At 54.1% G+C, this 16,060-nt stretch carries 15 protein-coding genes; 5 read left to right on the top strand and 10 right to left on the bottom strand.

The window, feature by feature from the left end:
• Window positions 1-28: 28 nt before the first annotated feature.
• The 10 genes from cysW to CJD38_RS01375 all read right to left on the bottom strand — a co-directional run bounded on the left by cysW (window position 29) and on the right by CJD38_RS01375 (window position 9,012).
• Window positions 29-937: a sulfate ABC transporter permease subunit CysW gene (gene cysW / locus CJD38_RS01330; RefSeq protein ID WP_107938494.1), complete on the bottom strand. Its 909-nt coding sequence runs from the start codon at window positions 935-937 to the stop codon at window positions 29-31.
• Window positions 934-1,788 carry a sulfate ABC transporter permease subunit CysT gene (cysT, locus tag CJD38_RS01335; protein WP_107938495.1) on the bottom strand — a complete coding sequence of 285 codons (855 nt, stop codon included), beginning with the start codon at window positions 1,786-1,788 and terminating at the stop codon, window positions 934-936. Before cysT ends, cysW begins: the two co-directional genes overlap by 4 nt.
• A 22-nt stretch (window positions 1,789-1,810) precedes the next feature.
• Window positions 1,811-2,818 carry a sulfate ABC transporter substrate-binding protein gene (locus CJD38_RS01340; RefSeq protein WP_107938496.1) on the bottom strand — a complete coding sequence of 336 codons (1,008 nt, stop codon included), beginning with the start codon at window positions 2,816-2,818 and terminating at the stop codon, window positions 1,811-1,813.
• 23 nt (window positions 2,819-2,841) lie between these two features.
• Entirely contained in the window at window positions 2,842-3,465 is a 624-nt protein-coding gene (locus CJD38_RS01345) for a class II glutamine amidotransferase (protein WP_107938497.1), read from the bottom strand.
• 32 nt (window positions 3,466-3,497) lie between these two features.
• Window positions 3,498-3,716: a TOBE domain-containing protein gene (locus CJD38_RS01350; protein WP_107938498.1), complete on the bottom strand. Its 219-nt coding sequence runs from the start codon at window positions 3,714-3,716 to the stop codon at window positions 3,498-3,500.
• Between the two features lie 2 nt (window positions 3,717-3,718).
• Window positions 3,719-4,726: a sulfate ABC transporter substrate-binding protein gene (locus CJD38_RS01355; protein WP_107938499.1), complete on the bottom strand. Its 1,008-nt coding sequence runs from the start codon at window positions 4,724-4,726 to the stop codon at window positions 3,719-3,721.
• 26 nt (window positions 4,727-4,752) lie between these two features.
• Window positions 4,753-6,147 (bottom strand): OprO/OprP family phosphate-selective porin, encoded by a 1,395-nt coding sequence (locus CJD38_RS01360; protein ID WP_161554124.1) that lies wholly within the window; start codon window positions 6,145-6,147, stop codon window positions 4,753-4,755.
• 186 nt (window positions 6,148-6,333) lie between these two features.
• On the bottom strand, window positions 6,334-7,659 hold the full coding sequence (locus tag CJD38_RS01365; protein ID WP_107938501.1) for a TolC family outer membrane protein: 1,326 nt from the start codon (window positions 7,657-7,659) through the stop codon (window positions 6,334-6,336).
• A gap of 26 nt (window positions 7,660-7,685) precedes the next feature.
• A complete protein-coding gene (locus CJD38_RS01370) occupies window positions 7,686-7,997 on the bottom strand; it encodes a rhodanese-like domain-containing protein (protein ID WP_107938502.1) in 312 nt (103 codons plus the stop codon).
• 34 nt (window positions 7,998-8,031) lie between these two features.
• Window positions 8,032-9,012, bottom strand: coding sequence for a response regulator transcription factor (locus tag CJD38_RS01375; RefSeq protein ID WP_107938503.1), 981 nt, complete (start codon window positions 9,010-9,012; stop codon window positions 8,032-8,034).
• 403 nt (window positions 9,013-9,415) lie between these two features.
• Between CJD38_RS01375 and CJD38_RS01380 the strand changes: the two genes are divergently transcribed.
• From CJD38_RS01380 to yihG, 5 genes are all read left to right on the top strand, one after another.
• Window positions 9,416-12,916 carry a Calx-beta domain-containing protein gene (locus CJD38_RS01380; RefSeq protein ID WP_161554125.1) on the top strand — a complete coding sequence of 1,167 codons (3,501 nt, stop codon included), beginning with the start codon at window positions 9,416-9,418 and terminating at the stop codon, window positions 12,914-12,916.
• Window positions 12,917-13,153: 237 nt separating this feature from the next.
• Window positions 13,154-13,795, top strand: coding sequence for a DUF1134 domain-containing protein (locus CJD38_RS01385; protein WP_107938505.1), 642 nt, complete (start codon window positions 13,154-13,156; stop codon window positions 13,793-13,795).
• A gap of 153 nt (window positions 13,796-13,948) precedes the next feature.
• Window positions 13,949-14,455, top strand: coding sequence for a protease complex subunit PrcB family protein (locus tag CJD38_RS01390; RefSeq protein ID WP_107938506.1), 507 nt, complete (start codon window positions 13,949-13,951; stop codon window positions 14,453-14,455).
• A 3-nt stretch (window positions 14,456-14,458) separates the two neighbouring features.
• Window positions 14,459-15,112: a nuclear transport factor 2 family protein gene (locus tag CJD38_RS01395; RefSeq protein WP_107938507.1), complete on the top strand. Its 654-nt coding sequence runs from the start codon at window positions 14,459-14,461 to the stop codon at window positions 15,110-15,112.
• A 34-nt stretch (window positions 15,113-15,146) separates the two neighbouring features.
• On the top strand, window positions 15,147-16,043 hold the full coding sequence (gene yihG, locus CJD38_RS01400; protein ID WP_107938508.1) for a 1-acylglycerol-3-phosphate O-acyltransferase, YihG family: 897 nt from the start codon (window positions 15,147-15,149) through the stop codon (window positions 16,041-16,043).
• The last annotated feature ends 17 nt before the right edge of the window (window positions 16,044-16,060 follow it).

Genomic DNA, 16,060 nt, shown 5'->3' on the forward strand with positions numbered 1-16,060 from the left:
CGTCGCCTTTGGCGACGCCGTTCATGAATTAATGTTTACGGCCAGCGGCCAACTCATCGCCATAACGCCACTCGAGAAAGCTCTTAACGCCGAGGGTAACGAGCGCAAGGCCAGCGAGTAGCGAGGCAACAGCAAAGGCAGCGGAGAACGAATATTCGTTGTAAAGAATTTCGATCTGTAGCGGCATGGTGTTGGTTTCACCGCGGATGTGACCGGAGACGACGCTGACGGCGCCGAACTCACCCATCGCACGTGCGTTGCAAAGCAGCACGCCGTAGAGCAGGCCCCATTTGATGTTAGGCAAGGTCACATGCCAGAAGGTTTGCCAACCGTTGGCGCCGAGCGACAGTGCAGCTTGTTCGCTGTCGGTGCCTTGTTCCTGCATCAGCGGAATCAATTCGCGGGCAATGAACGGGAAGGTGACGAAGATCGTCGCCAGCACAATGCCTGGCACTGCGAACAGAATCTTGATGTCGTGATCCATCACCCACGGACCGAGATAACCCTGTCGACCAAAGATCAGTACATAGATCAAACCTGCGACGACCGGCGAGACTGAGAAGGGCAGGTCGATCAGAGAGATCAACAGACTCTTGCCGCGGAACTCGAACTTGGTGATGCACCACGCAGCGCTGACACCAAGTGCAAGGTTTAGCGGTACTGCAATGGCGGCGGCGATCAATGTGAGCTTGATTGATGACAGTGCATCGGGCTCAACAATCGCAGCAAAGTAAGGGCCCAAGCCATTGCGCAGTGCTTCGGTGAACACGCTGATCAAAGGCAGCAGCAGGAACAGTGCGAGGAAAAGGATTGCGACAAAGATCAGTGACCAGCGCACCCACGTGGGCTCACTGATTGAAGAGTTGCGTTCGATCAGCGGCTCAAAAGGGATCTTCGGTGGATCCTGAAGTGAATAGTCGGTTGCTGGATTACTCATTTGCGGCCACCCCGGTTGCGACTCCAGGCTTGCAAGCTATTGATCAGCAGCAGCAAGACGAAGGAAATAGTCAGCATGGTTGCTGCGATGGCGGTGGCGCCAGCGTAGTCGAATTCTTCCAGCTTGATGATGATCAGCAGCGGTGCAATTTCCGAAACCATTGGCAGATTGCCAGCGATGAAAATAATTGAACCGTATTCACCAACTGCGCGTGCAAACGCTAGTGCAAAACCGGTGAGGAGTGCGGGAAACACCGTCGGCAAAATAACCTGAGAGATGGTTTGCCAGCGATTAGCGCCCAAGGTGGCAGCGGCTTCTTCCAGTTCCTTTTCAGCTTCTTCGAGTACAGGCTGTACGGTGCGCACCACGAATGGCAGACCGATAAAGGTCATGGCGATGATCACGCCGATCGGCGTGAATGCCACCTTGATGCCCAGAGGTTCGAGGAACTGGCCGATCCAGCCATTCGGCGAATACAGCGACGTGAGCGCGATACCAGCAACTGCGGTTGGCAGTGCGAATGGCAGATCGATCACGGCATCAAAGAAGCGCTTGCCCGGGAACTGATAACGCACGAATACCCATGCGACCAGCGGGCCAAAAACTGCGTTGATGAGTGCGGCAATCAACGCAGCACCAAAACTCAACTGGAGTGCGGCCAGCACGCGGGGCGAGCTGACGACATGCCAGATGCCATCCCAGCCGAGGCCTGCGCTCTTAATGAAGACGCCTGCAAGCGGGATTAGAACAATCAGGGACAGATAAGTCAGGGTAAACCCTAAATTAATTCCAAACCCCGGAATAGCAGAACGGGGCGACTTACGTCGCCCCGGTTTTGATGCTGTGCTCATTTAATTTTTTGCCTTGGAAAAACTATTTGCCTTGGAAAATCTGATCGAACGTTCCGCCATCGGCGAAGTGGGTTGATTGTGCCTTGTTCCAGCTGCCAAATGCTTGGTCAACATCAAATACGTTGAGCTCTGGGAAGCGAGACGCGTATTTTTTCAGAATTGCTGGGTTGATGGGGCGAATATCGTTGTTGGCAAAGATTTCCTGACCCTTATCCGAGTAATGGAAGTTGATATAGGCCTGCGCGATCTTGGTAGTGCCTTTCTTGGACGCAACCTTGTCGACGATAGCAATCGGGTTGTCGGCGCGAACCGTCAGCGAAGGGATGACGACGTCAAACTTGTCTGGGCCGAGTTCGTCCTTAATCAGGCGCACTTCGTTTTCGAACGTCAGCAGTACATCGCCGATGTCACGCTGAGCGAAGGTGGTGGTGGCGCCGCGGCCACCCGTGTCCAGCACTGGAACGTTCTTAAACAGGCTGGTCACAAATGTACGTGCTGCTTTCTCGTCGCCACCATTCTTACGCTTGGCCCATTCCCATGCTGCGAGGTAGCTGTAGCGACCGTTGCCGGAAGTCTTAGGGTTAGGTACGACGACTGAAACGCCTGAACGGGCCAGATCGCCCCAGTCCTTTATGCCCTTAGGGTTGCCCTTGCGAACAACGAACAGAATCGTCGACCAGGATGGTGAGCTGTTGTTGGGGAATTTCTTTGCCCAGTCTGCCGACAGCAGGCGTCCCTTTTCAGAGATCGCATTAACGTCGAGCGGATTGTTGGAGCTGTAAATATCAGCTTCTAGGCCATCAATGACGGCGCGAGCTTGTTTGGTCGATCCGCCATGCGACTGATTGATGCGAATGTCTTGACCGGTTTTCTGCTTCCAGTCTGCAATGAAAACAGGATTGAAATCTTTGTAGAAGTTGCGCGCGACGTCGTACGACGCGTTGAGCAGTTCAGGTGTTGCTGCTTGTGCAGCGCCAGCCACAAGGCCGAATGCAACAGCCAAGGTAAGCAGTACTTTGTTTTTTTTCATTTTGATTCTGCCCTTAAAATTTATTAGAGGAAACGGACTTCAGACGGTTCGTAACTACGTTCTTGCGGCTGCGGGGTGGTGCCCAGTGGCAACAAGCGACGATCAATCCAACGTGTGCTGCTGAGCCATAAGCCATCCAACTCTGCACCATGCTCTTGATTGATCAAGATGATGCGACGTGCCGGATAGTCCAACAACGCCAACTTATTTTCTGGACGCAGTGCAATCTCCAACAAGCGGTGAAAGGCATTATCCAACAACACACCGGTGTGACGCTGGGCGAGGGGCCGCAGAATCTCCGAAACAAAGTGCCAGCTGTCCGACATGCCTGCAACACGTGCATCCAGTTTAATGGTGCCGTTGTGCATCATGTAGATGCCATTGGTGACTTTGAATGGATGTGCGTTATCGACATCTGCAGCGCCGCGTGTGCGTTTACGTAAGTGCAGTACGTATTCGGAATCACGAAGCTTGCGTTCAGTGGCCAGAATTTGGTCCAGATCCACTTTAGCGTGACGCTCTACGAGTAACTCTCCATCAGGAGAAAAGCCCATGAGCCCCCAGCCATCGCGGTTAAGCGAGACGGCTGCTTCCAACAGATCTGCGGGTATTTCAGTTCCGCGCGGTTTGTGGATGATGAGGCACATGGGCTATTCCTTTTGGTTGCTAGTTCAGCTGATTAGCCGAGCTTCGCCACCAACACTTCGGTCGCCTTGAAAATGGCCAAGGCGTCGTCGCCAACGCGGAGGCGCAGGCTGTCGATGGAGCTGGACGTTACGATGGCGCCGACGATACCTGCGGCAGTTTCAATTTCAATTTCCGAAACAATCTCGCCACGGTTGATGCCAACGATGCTGCCGCGGAACTGATTGCGTGTGTTAATGGCGGTGATGCTCATGACTATTTAACTCCGTAAATCTGGTCAAACACGCCGCCTTCACCAAAGTGCGTGGTCTGCGCTTTGTTCCAGCCGCCGAAGTCAGCAATCGTCACCAGGTTCAGCTTGGGGAACTTGCCAGCGTACTTCGCTGCAATAGCTGGGTTGGTTGGACGGTAGAAGTTCTTCGCAATGATTTCCTGACCTTCGTCGGTGTAGAGGAACTTCAGGTAAGCATCCGCAACTTTGCGCGTTCCGTGCTTGTCTGCAACCTTGTCGACGATGGTGACGGGTGGTTCAGCGAGGATCGAAATCGAAGGAGCGATGATTTCAAACTTGTCTGCGCCGAATTCGTTCAGAGCTAGATACGCTTCGTTTTCCCAGCTGATCAGTACGTCGCCAATGCCACGCTGAACAAAGGTCTGCGTTGCGCCGCGAGCACCGGAGTCGAGCACTGGAACGTTCTTGAACAGCTTGCTCAAAAATGCCTTGGTCTTGGTTTCGTCGTTACCGTTCTGCTTCTGCGCATAAGCCCAAGCCGCCAGATAGTTCCAACGCGCACCGCCGCTGGTCTTCGGGTTAGGCGTGATTACGCTAACGCCAGGACGAGCCAGATCGTTCCAATCCTTGATGCCTTTTGGATTGCCTTTGCGTACGAGCAACACAATCGTCGAGGTGTAAGGCGAGGAGTTATTCGGCAAGCGCTTCTGCCAATCCTTAGGGATCAGCTTGGCTTTGTCGTAAAGCGCGTCGATGTCATAACCCAGAGCCAGCGTTGCAACGTCGGCTTCGAGGCCGTCGATGATGGCGCGTGCCTGCTTACCGGAACCGCCATGCGACTGCTGAATGGTGACGGTGTCGCCGGTCTTGGCTTTCCACTGTTCAGCAAACTTTGCGTTGATATCGCGATACAGCTCGCGAGTTGGATCGTAAGAGACGTTCAGCAACTGCACGTTAGCAGCGTTGCTGATGGCCGGGAGAAGCAGCGCTGTGGTGGTCAGCGCTGCCAGGATGGTTTTAGAAAATTTCATGATGATGTTCCTGTTTAAGCCGTGACTTAGTAGGCCAGCTGGACGCGAGCAATGATGGCGCGCTCATTCTGGCGATCTGTGCCCTGAAGAGCGGTTGCACCACCATCGAAGCGGGTTGCTTCGTAGTTGAGGGCGATTTTTGCGTTGGTGGTCAGATACCAGTTCGCTGCTACGCCGTATTCGGTGGCTTTGCGTGCTGCAAGGGTTGGATCAGCGAAGCTGGTGCCGCCGCCGGCGATGAAGGTGTCGGAGTCGAGCGTCAAAGCGCTGGTACGAGCAGCGATTTCAAACGCGCCCCAACCATCACCACCAATCTTGAACGGTGATTTCGGCTTTACGCCTTTAAAGCTGGCGTCTTCGCCGGTGAGAACGTAGTTGGCAGCAACCTGATAGGCCTTGTGCGAAACGCTGCGTTCGTTGAGCCCATTCTTCAGTTCTTGGCGAGAGATCACGTACTCGGCGAGGATGCCGTAGTTGTTGTTGTACCAGTAAGCCTGTGGCGCCAAATGCGTGTGCTTGCCGTTGGCATTGGTGGTGCCGCGATAAGCAAAGAAGCTGTTCTGGGCGACTGATTTGTAGTTGCTCTTGATAGCAACGGTGTTCGCTGCGCCGTAAGCGTTGCCGGTGGTGGCAGCAATGCCGACGCCCAAGTTCTGCAAGATGCCTGGGCTGTTCTTGAACGGCTCGGCAAAGACGCGTGCAGCGATGTCATGACGGTTGTCGGTGTCTGGGGTTGCAGCATCGCCAGCGTCCGCGCCGCCATTGAAGACGCCAATGGCGTAGCTCAACGTCTGGCTGAACAGCTGACCATGCAACTGAATACCGTTATCGCGGCTAGGCACGAGGCTGGTAGGCAGCGCGCGTTCGATGAAGGTGAGCGCTGGGCTGGACTGCAGATTTTCTAAGCCGACAGGCTGTTTGAAGCGACCGACGCGAACATTGGCAGCTGGGTCAAAACGCAGTTCGCCCCAGAAATCCAGAAGAGCTGGTGCATCGCCACCGAACTGAGGGGTGATCTGGAAGCCGACAAGTTTGCCGAGGCTGCCTGAGATCGTAGGTTCAACACGACGCAGCAGGAACTGATCGTTCAGTCGGCCTGGATTGCCGCCGAGGTTGTCGCCGTTGAAGAAGCGAGCATCTGCCTGAAACAAGCCACGGAACTGCAACTCGTAATCGCCTTTGGCGCTTTTGATCGAAAAGCCTTTATCGCCAGCGGTAACAACGGCGGCTTCTTTGGCTTTTGCTTCGGAATCTTCTTTCTGAATTTCGAGCTGGCGCTCAAGAATACGGATGCGCTGGTCCAAGTCCTGAACCGAAGTCGCGCCGCTGTCTTGGGCGTAAGCTGGTGCTGCGGCAGCCGCTGCAATGAGCGTCAAGGCTGACACCGCGAAAATTCCCTTTTTCTTGTTCGAGTACGACATGATCTTCCCGCTCCTTTGCTTGTTGATGGAGCGCATCTTGCCTACTTCGGATCATTATTAAAAAGAATATATCGTTACTTTTATATATACAAAATAGAATAACGAGTAAGGGGGCGCCGTGAATGGCTGTCTACAAATAGGAAAGGCCCGCCGCAATTGCTTGCGGCGGGCCTTTAATGAAGTTGCTTACTGGGCGGCGACGATCAGGTTGTCGATCACGCTCAAGTCCTGAACGGACAGGGTGCCGGCGGCGGCTTTGAGCCTTAAAAAGCTCAGCAGGTATTCGTAGCGGGATTTGTAGTAGTCGCGCTGTGACATGTACAGCAGTTGCTCAGCATTGAGGACGTCTACCGAGGTACGCGTGCCGACCTGCATGCCGGTTTCGCTGGCGCTGAGGGCGGTGGTGTTGGAAGTCACCGCTTGCTTCAGGGCTTTGACGCGGAGGGCGCCAGCAATCACGCCCAGATAGGCGTTGCGGGTCTGCTGTTCGGTAACGCGCTTCTGGCCTTCGTACATCGCCTTGTACTGCGCATGCGTGGCCTTGGCCTGGCGAACACCGGATTGGGTCGCGCCGCCGGAGAAGATTGGCACGGTGAGCTGTAGCTGAACCTCCTTGGTGGTTTGTTGCGCACCGAACAGGCCACCTTGTTCACCGTCGGAGTACTGAGCCATCAGCCCAACAGTAGGGAGATGTTTGGCCCAAGCCACGTCGATGCCGCGCTTGGAGATATCAGCCTGCAGCTGTGCAGTTAGCAGATCAAAATTGCCTTGCTTAGCGCTGGCAACCCAGCTGTCGACATTTTCAGGTGCGGGTGGCGGCAACAGAAACTCATCCTGAAGCGTGGTGAGTTTGGTCATGTTCTCGCCTGTAATTACGGCGAGTGCTTCCTTGTTATTCGCAAGAGTTTGCTCGGCCGAAATCAAAGAGGCCAATGTCAGGTCGTAGCGTGCCTGCGAATCTTGCACGTCAGTGATCGCAGCAAGACCCACGTCAAAACGCTGCTTGGCTTGATCGAGCTGGCGCTCCAATGCTTTTTTCTCAGACTGGCTTGTACGCAGGCTGTCGTTGGCTGACAACACATCGAAGTAAGCCGATGCAACACGCAGAACCAGATTTTGCTGTGCTGCGTTGTAGCTCGCTGCAGCGAGAGCGACTTGATCGTCAGACTGGCGTAGCTGTTCAAAATACTGCCAGTTGAAAATTGTTTGGTTAAGCGTGGCCTGTAGGCCATCGGTTATGAACTTCTGGTTTTCAGGAGCCGTCTGGAACGCAGGGTTGGCGTACTTGGAGTTCTGAAAGGTTTTGCCGCGTACATAGCCGCCCGTAATCTGCGGCAGAAACGCAGCGCGCGCTTGCGGCTTGGCCTCTATCGCAGCATCACGCTGCGCAGCGGCAGCTTGAAACTGCATATCGTTCTGCTGCGCCAACTCATAAACGCGCAACAATTCATTGGCACTGGCTGCACCGGGCAGCGATACGGCCGCGCACAACAATAAAGCCTTTAAACGCATGGTGACCCCAAACTCAAGATGATGATTTAGTAGCGTGGAACGCTGGTGTCGATGCTGGCAGACCAAGCATCAATACCACCCACAAGATGAGCGACATCGGCAAAGCCGTTGCGTTCAAGAAATCGACTGGCCATTTCACTGCGCATGCCGTGATGGCACAGCACTGCGATAGGGGCATTGGAGTCGAGTTCGCCGAGTCGTGTCGGCAGTTCATTCATCGGAATGTTGATCGCACCTGAGAGAGCAGCAATCTCTACTTCTTCAGGAGTGCGGACGTCGAGAACAGCAACGCCCTGCGCCATTCGATCCTTGAATTCTTGCGGGGTTAAATTTTGCATGGATACGCTCAAAAATAGTGCGCCGAGTCTACCTCTAATCGGCTGGGCGTGGATGCACCAAAGCAGCTAGTTCCGTGCGGCTATAGACGCCAAGCTTGCGATAGACGCGATACAAATGGTTGGCAACCGTAGACGGCGCCACGCCAATTTTTTTGGCCGCCTGCTTAAACGACAAACCCTGAGCGACGGCGAAAACAATTTCGCGTTCACGCGGCGTGAGTCTGTCCAGCGGGCCGGTGGGCCAGAGATAGACGATAAACATGTCGCCAGCGCGTTCGCTTTTTGCACACAGATTGCCCAGCACTTCGGTCTCGCCAGAAGCCGGCAAGGGGAAGGGCAGTACATTGGGATCGGCGCGACCTGGAAAATTGGTTTCGAGGAAATCCAGAAAGCGCGGCTGAGCCTGTTGGAAGCAGCCTTCCTGATCAACCACCGCTGCGGCGCAGTTATCTGGCTTCTGGTGATCGCGATTCAGGTGCAGGAAGAAGGCATGCGAAACCGCATTGAACAGGTGATAAGTCACGCGCTTCTGGCGTGCTCTTTCTTCGTCGGTAAAGGGATTGTTGCGATCTTTGCGATACAGCGAGACCAGCGAATATAAGCCGCTGCGCTGATCAAAATGCACGGTCGCGAGAATGCGCGAAATGCCGTGTGCACCGAATACTTTTTTGTAAATTTCTGATTTGAAAAACTGCGCGTCGGGCAATACATCGCGCATATCAACTGGCGTATCAAGGTTCTGCAGCATGCGCGGCAGGATGGGGTTGATCTCGGTCGTTGCTTCCAGTGTGGCGCGATAGCTTTCTGGCAGGTTTGAAACGGTAAAGGTATGAAAGCGCATGCGGCTGAGGCTGCCGCTGCCCCAAATGCCGCTGTCATGGGGAATGACGCTGGCCAATTCACGCAGGGCCCAAGCTCGGTACTGCTCTGGTGGCACGGCGAACGCGGAGCGATACAGCCGCGCTACATAGCGATCAACCGGATCTACGGTGTCAGGTATTACTCTGGAATCCATCAATCCTTATCCATTGGTTTGAGCGCTATTTACTATCGTTTGCGGCATAGACCGGCAAGCATACTCCGGAGAGACAAAATCGCCAGCACTGTTGTTTTGTGAAAAACATCAGGTGAATCAGGATTTCGCTGGCAGCCTGCAACATATTAAAGCGTGCTGCTAGCAAACGGGTTTTTGGGGAGGGAGCAGGACTCGTGGGGGCGAGTCATGCCGTTTAAGGGCCACCTCGGTAAACGAGGTGGCCTTGTTTTAAAAAATAATTATAATAAATATTATTAAATAATAAAAAACAATTTTTGCGGCTGAACCAGCTTGAGCGAGTGGGATAACCGAGGCGCAAGACTTCAGTTCCACTATCAAAGCGCTCATGCATGGGGCCGCGACATGTGGGAGGAGAGAAGTCATGCGTTACCAAGGTCTAACAGGCTTACGGGCGTTGTTGCTGGGCGGCGCATTGCTGCTCGCGGCTTGCGATAGCACCCCCAAACCGGGCGGCACTACAACGACGCCACCAACGGTTCCCGGAGCGGTCATTCCCAAAGTAAGTGTCGCTGATGCAACAGCGGCGCAAACCGCGGACGACAGGCTCAGATTCAATGTGGTTTTGTCCGAGGCCACCACCAGCACCGTGCACGTGACTTACAACACCGTTAATGGAACGGCGGTGGCAGGCACTGACTACTACGGCCAAACGGGCCGGACCGTGGTGTTCAATCCAGGTGAGGTCGCCAAGGTTGTTCAAGTGCAACCCATCGCCAATGCTGCGGCGACGGGTAATAAAACAATGACGCTGCAATTATCAGCGCCGATCAATGCAACGCTGAATAGAGCGACCGCCACCGGCACGCTGACTTATGCCTTGCCGCAGGCGGTCATCTCAGATGCCTCCGCCGTAGAAGGTGATATTGGTGGCAGCAACAAGCTGAGCTTCGCGGTGACACTCGACAAGGCAGCGGCATCAACGATCAGCATCGCTTACGTCACTGGCAGCGGTACGGCGTCTGCGGGTACGGATTTCAGCGCGTCTTCTGGCAATGTCACATTCGCTGTCGGCGAAACTAGCCAGACCGTTGAAGTGGACGTGATTGGCAATGAAGACGTGCAAGCCAATCGCACGATGAGTGTGACGCTGAGCGGCGCGAGCGGTGCAACACTCAAGCGTTCGGTTGCGACCGGTACGATTACGGATGACGATCACGCGCGCCAGATTAATATCGATGACGCGACGGCTTATCGTGTTGATGGAAATCTTACGTTCAAGCTGACGCTGGATAGCGCCAGTGGTCGCAACATCAGCGTGAATTACGCTACGCAAGATGGCACTGCGAAAGCAGGCGCAGATTATGTTGCGAAGAGCGGCACCGCGACTTTTGCTGCAGGTACGCTGGAGCAAATCGTTGTTGTGAATACGACTGGTAGCGATGGTGCGTCTGGAACCTTGAGTTTCAAACTGCTGTTAACCACGCCGGTCAACGCAGTGCTGGCCACCGGCGCTACTGAAGCCATCGGCACCATTCAAAGCAAACTGCCGCCTGCTGCCGGCAATATTGATTTGCAGGTGTTGCCCGATGTGCTGACGGCAGATCGCTGCGATTTCTTCGACAACCATTACTGCTTGTTCCCATGGCCTAACGATCATTTCACCAAGGCCGATAGCAGCGCCGCAACGGGCAAGCGCATCAATCTCAATATTTTGTCGATGCCTAAAAACATTGCGGGCAAATCAATCGATCCGACGGAATGGAATCGCAACGATGGTTTCTCGCCGGGACAAGCGATCTTGGTGCGTATCCCGAATTTGAACACGGTCAAAACTGGCGCTGTGCCGCTGACGAATATTCGTGACAGCTTCCGCGATAGTCAGCCGATTGTTGTGCTTGATGCAGACACGGGCGAGCGTCATCTGATCTGGAGCGAGCTTGATGCCAATCTAACCAAGTTCACTTCCTGCGATGCGATTCGTCCGATTGATGCAGTGCTCGGTATCGCGGGTGATGCGGGCTTGCCTGCGGCAGAACAGATCAAGGAAGTCGGCGAGCAGCTGCGCACGCAGTGCAAAGCCTTGCTGCCATCGATTGAGATCCCCACGTTTGATCCTGGCCCTGCGCTGATCATTCGTCCGGCAATCAACTTTAAAGAAGGCCATCGTTACATCGTTGCGCTGCGCAATCTCAAAGATGGCAGTGGCAATACGATTGCTGCGCCGCCTGCATTCCAGATTTATCGCGACAATCACAGCAGCTTGTTGCCGCAGATCAACAGCCGTCGTGCGCATATGGAATCGCTGTTTGCCAAACTGGGCTCTGCGGGTATACAGCGCAGCTCCTTGTATATGGCTTGGGATTTCACGGTGGCCAGCGGACGCAGTTTGTCCGAGCGCGTGCTGAAGATGCGTGACGACTCACTTGCAGCATTGGGTGACACCACGCCGGGCGACGGCAATGTCCAAGGCAATGCGCCGACCATCAGCAAGATCACCGTGCGCGACAAAGTCAGCAGCACCATCGCTCGTGAAGTGCGTGGCGTGATTACGGTGCCTTCGTATTTGACCTTGCCGAACGGTATCGCAGGTTCAAGGCTCTACTACCCACCGGGTTCACAGTTGCCGGGGCGTAACCCAACAACGCCAACGCAGACTTTCGATTTCTTGTGCCGCATTCCATACAAGGCTTTTGGTTTAGAGCGGAATGTCGATCCTTCTACGGCAACGACCGCTGTGCCCGCGCGAGTTGCGGTTTATGGACATGGATTGCTGGGCTCCAAGTCAGAAGGTTCCGGGCAGGTCGGCGACATGATTGAGGAGAACAACTTTGTTTATTGTTCGACCGATTGGATCGGCATGGCCTCGCATGACACCAGTATCACTGCCGGCGAATTGGATACGACGTACTACGATCCGCCGTTTGGTGACGTGCTCAATGTGGTGACGATCTTGGCGGATGTGTCTAACTTCCCAACGTTGGCGGATCGTGTGCAACAGAGCATGATCAACTTCACTTACTTGGGCCGTGCAATGTTGAATGCGAATGGCTTGTGCTCGCAGGATGCGTTCAAGGTCAACGGACAATGTGTGCTCGATCGACGCGAATTGTTCTTCGACGGCAATTCACAAGGCGGCATTATTGGTGGTGCTTTGGTGGCGATATCACCTGATGTGAAAGCAGGTGTGCTCGGCGTGCCGGGCATGAACTATTCGACCTTGCTCCAACGCAGCGTCGACTTCGACATGTATGCCTCGCTGCTCTACACCTCTTACCCGGGATCACTGGATCAGCAGTTTGTGTTGTCGTTCATGCAGATGTTGTGGGACCGCGCTGAGAACAACGGGTATGCGCAACATCTGAACGCCACCACGCCTTACGCCAACACGCCGCCGAAACGCGTGCTGTTGACGCCAGCTTTTGGTGATCATCAAGTCAGCATGACGACAGCAGAAGTGATGGCGCGCACCATCGGCGCCAAAGTGCATTGCCCTGCGGTGGTGGGTGGTGCTTCTTCACAACTGGGGCCTGCAGTGAAATCTGGCGCGCATCCTGCGGTTACTGCAGAAGGCGTTGCGCGACCCGATATCAGCTTTGGTCGACGTCATCCAGACGACAAGCCGTATGACTATCTGCCTTGTGCGAGCGGCGATGGTGACGCAGGCAGTGTCTTGTCGGTATGGGACAGTGGTCCACTCGTTAAAGCAGATGGCTCAGCTAATCCCAATGGTGTTGCACCTCCACCCGTCACGAATACGCCACCACGCCCAGAACTGGGTTATGGCGCAGATCCGCATGAATTCCCGCGCAGCACAATTGAGGATCGTGCGATGAAATCAGACTTCCTCAAGATCGGCGGTGGATATGTCGATCATTGCGGCGGACAACCCTGCGCAACGCGTAATTTTAATCCGGCGCCTTAAAGCGCTCTGATGTGCTCTTGAGCCCTCGCTATGAAAAATAGCGGGGGCTTTTTTTTATGGCCAAGGATGGCCTGTACGTCGCGGATGCAGGATGCATAGAGCGACGCGGTCGGATTAATTGCACTGCTAGCGTCATCATGAGCAGATACTATCGCCCAGAAGGCAGGCCCCGGCTGAACTCAGTAGCTAGATCGGGGTCACTAGGGTGCATTCACGACTAAAGAATAGGTAACGATCATGCGTAAAACTCTACCGGTGGGTTTACTCACATCTCTGCTGCTCTCGGCTTGTGTCACTCAGCAACCGATTGATTCGCGTGCAGAGATTAGTGCGCCAACAGCGCCGGCCTCCGCTTCGCCAGCAGCTACAAACACAGCCGACCATGCAATTAGCAATGAGACGTACAGCGCTCAAGAGCTGATTAGCACTGCGAATCACGCTTTTGGCGATACGAGCGAAGGATTGGCCAAGGCGATTGAAAAAGCTTTTAGCGATTTTGGCAGCCCCAACGCTTACATCATTGGTGATGAAGGTTCAGGCGCGATGGTCGTAGGTCTGCGTTATGGCAAGGGCACGCTGCATTACAAGGGTGGCGATTCCATGCCGGTGTACTGGCAGGGCCCGTCAATCGGTTGGGATTTTGGCGGCAACGCATCCAAAGTCTTCACCTTGGTTTATAACCTGCGCAGCACCTATGACTTGTTCCAGCGTTATCCAGCGGTTGACGGCAGTCTGTACGTTGTTGCGGGTGTTGGCATGAACTATCAGCGCGTCGGCGACGTTACGCTGGCACCGATTCGTACCGGCGTAGGCCTGCGTGCTGGTGCTAGCTTGGGTTACGTGAACTACACGCGTACCAGCACGGTGAATCCGTTCTGAGATATAGGTTTGCTTTGGGTCTCCGTAGCGTAACCATGATTGGCTAGAATGCAGTTATGGTGGCAGACGATTAAACACGCCGCAGTTAGGGCTGCCGGCGTGTTTTTAAATTTATGAGGTATCCGCCGCAAGGCGTCGGAACAGGGGTGCAGCATGGGATTCAAAACAAAAACATTATTGAGCGCAGCAGCGATTTTGGTGCTCTCCGGCTGCACATCTGATTTGGGTTGGTTGCTACGTTTTTCTGGCGACTCACCGGTTGAAGTTCGTGAACTTGCACGTTCGACGCAATGCGGTACGACAGAAGAACAATCTGCTGTCAGCGTGTTTGCTGATGCCAATGAGTTTCGTAAGTGGCAGGATCAACGCGGCATCAAATTGATTGATAGCGATGCAATGCCTGCCGGGCCTTATGCCTTGGTGGAAATGGGTCGCCGCGCTACCGGTGGTTTTGGTATTGCCATCAGCCGCAAAGCGGGTATCCGTCGTGATCTGGTTGTGCTCAAAGGCACTTTCATTAAACCTGCAGCCGATGCGATTTCGACGCAAGCCATCACCAGTCCATGCGTATTGGTCGGGCTGCCATCTGGGTTCTATCGTGGCGTGGTGGTGTTCAACCAAGACGGTGAAATCCAGGCCACTAGTTTGTCGAAGGAATAATTTGTGAGCGCACTGCGTTGCTTGTTGCCGATGCTGCTCGCAGCATCTCTGATACCTGCTCAGGTGCAGGCGGCCAATAACAAAACGCCGCCTAAAAAAGTTGTGTCTAAAGTCGCGCCTAAAGTTGTCGCGAAGGTTGTAGCACCGCCGCCGGTTGTTGTCGCAATCCCTACACCTGCTGATGTTGTTGAAGCGTTTCACGAAGCGCTGCGCACACGTAACCGCGATGCCGTAGTGAGTTTGATGTCTCCCGATGCTTGGTTGTTCGAGACTGGATTTGTCGAAGCTTCGCGCGACGACTACGTTAAAAATCATTTAAGTGACGATGCGGAATTTGCCAGAGTCACGGACTACAAACCGACTCGTCGTAGTGTCATTACAGACGGCCAGACTGCATGGGTACTCACGCAGGCGGTAATTTCTGGATTGTTCGGCGATCAGGATGTTGATCTTGAGCAGACGGAAACCATGATTCTGCGTCGCACCCCAACGAGTTGGGAGATCATGCATCTGCATTGGTCAGCGCACCCGAGGCAGACTGCTGCTGAGCAAGATGCGCTGGCTGTGCCACCCGAAGCTAGAGTGGAGCCGTCATCGGCTGCGCCGACAGCTCCCGCGCAATCAGAAGCCAAACCCGAAGACATCAAAAAACCCTAAAATCTCAGGAAGAGCTCAAGATGGGGAATAGGCAATGTTGAGTTTTCTGCCAGGACCGTTGCACGGTGCGGTCGTCATGTTGTTTCTCATCGTCAACACAGTGTTTTGGGCGACTCCGTTATACGTGATGGTTTTGTTCAAAGTGCTGATACCTCACGGCGCTCTGCGTGATCGGTTTTCAGTTGCTGCGGCGTGGTTGGCGCAGCACTGGGCGGTGACCAATAGCATCATGGTTCAGTTGCTAATGCGCATCGAGTGGGATCTGCGCATGAATATGGACGTGTCGCCACAAGGTCAGTATCTCGTTTGCGCCAATCATCAGACTTGGAATGACATCTTCGTGCTGATGCGCGCTTTCGGAAAACGTGCGCCGTTCTTTAAGTTTTTTCTCAAGCAAGAATTGATCTGGGTGCCAGTGCTGGGTCTTGCATGGTGGGGGCTCGATTACCCTTTCATGAAACGCTACAGCAAGGAACAGGTCGCTAAAAATCCTGCACTGAAAGGCAAGGATCTTGAAACTACGCGCAAGGCTTGTGAGGCATTCAAGAATCAGCCAGCGCTGGTGCTGAATTTTCTTGAAGGCACGCGTTTCACGCCAGCCAAACACGACCAACAAAAATCGCCATTCCGACATTTGCTAAAACCTAAGTCGGGAGGTTTTGCGTTTACGGTTTCAGCCTTGGGCGAGCGACTTAATTCGCTGTTGGACGTCACCATCGTTTATCCGGATGGCGCTAAAGGCTTCTGGGATTTCTGTGCAGGGCGAGTGCGCAAAGTGATTGTGGAAGTGCGCCAGCTCGAAGTGCCGCATGAATTCTACGAAGGCGATTACGAAAATGATCCGGTGTACCGCGAACGTTTTCAGAAGTGGATTGGTACGCTTTGGTCAGAGAAAGATCAGCGCATTGAACAGTTGCTCAAGGGCCAGTAACTTTTAATTGGCACCAA

Source organism: Stenotrophobium rhamnosiphilum (assembly GCF_003052265.1).
Classification (GTDB): Bacteria; Pseudomonadota; Gammaproteobacteria; order Nevskiales; family Nevskiaceae; genus Stenotrophobium; species Stenotrophobium rhamnosiphilum.

Coding starts and splice junctions, on each gene's coding strand:
- CJD38_RS01385 (WP_107938505.1), top strand. CDS start 13,154: ATGCGTAAAACTCTACCGGTGGGTTTACTCACATCTCTGCTGCTCTCG.
- CJD38_RS01370 (WP_107938502.1), bottom strand. CDS start 7,997: ATGCAAAATTTAACCCCGCAAGAATTCAAGGATCGAATGGCGCAGGGC.
- yihG (WP_107938508.1), top strand. CDS start 15,147: ATGTTGAGTTTTCTGCCAGGACCGTTGCACGGTGCGGTCGTCATGTTG.
- CJD38_RS01345 (WP_107938497.1), bottom strand. CDS start 3,465: ATGTGCCTCATCATCCACAAACCGCGCGGAACTGAAATACCCGCAGAT.
- CJD38_RS01375 (WP_107938503.1), bottom strand. CDS start 9,012: ATGGATTCCAGAGTAATACCTGACACCGTAGATCCGGTTGATCGCTAT.
- cysW (WP_107938494.1), bottom strand. CDS start 937: ATGAGTAATCCAGCAACCGACTATTCACTTCAGGATCCACCGAAGATC.
- CJD38_RS01365 (WP_107938501.1), bottom strand. CDS start 7,659: ATGCGTTTAAAGGCTTTATTGTTGTGCGCGGCCGTATCGCTGCCCGGT.
- CJD38_RS01355 (WP_107938499.1), bottom strand. CDS start 4,726: ATGAAATTTTCTAAAACCATCCTGGCAGCGCTGACCACCACAGCGCTG.
- cysT (WP_107938495.1), bottom strand. CDS start 1,788: ATGAGCACAGCATCAAAACCGGGGCGACGTAAGTCGCCCCGTTCTGCT.
- CJD38_RS01380 (WP_161554125.1), top strand. CDS start 9,416: ATGCGTTACCAAGGTCTAACAGGCTTACGGGCGTTGTTGCTGGGCGGC.
- CJD38_RS01390 (WP_107938506.1), top strand. CDS start 13,949: ATGGGATTCAAAACAAAAACATTATTGAGCGCAGCAGCGATTTTGGTG.
- CJD38_RS01340 (WP_107938496.1), bottom strand. CDS start 2,818: ATGAAAAAAAACAAAGTACTGCTTACCTTGGCTGTTGCATTCGGCCTT.
- CJD38_RS01350 (WP_107938498.1), bottom strand. CDS start 3,716: ATGAGCATCACCGCCATTAACACACGCAATCAGTTCCGCGGCAGCATC.
- CJD38_RS01360 (WP_161554124.1), bottom strand. CDS start 6,147: ATGTCGTACTCGAACAAGAAAAAGGGAATTTTCGCGGTGTCAGCCTTG.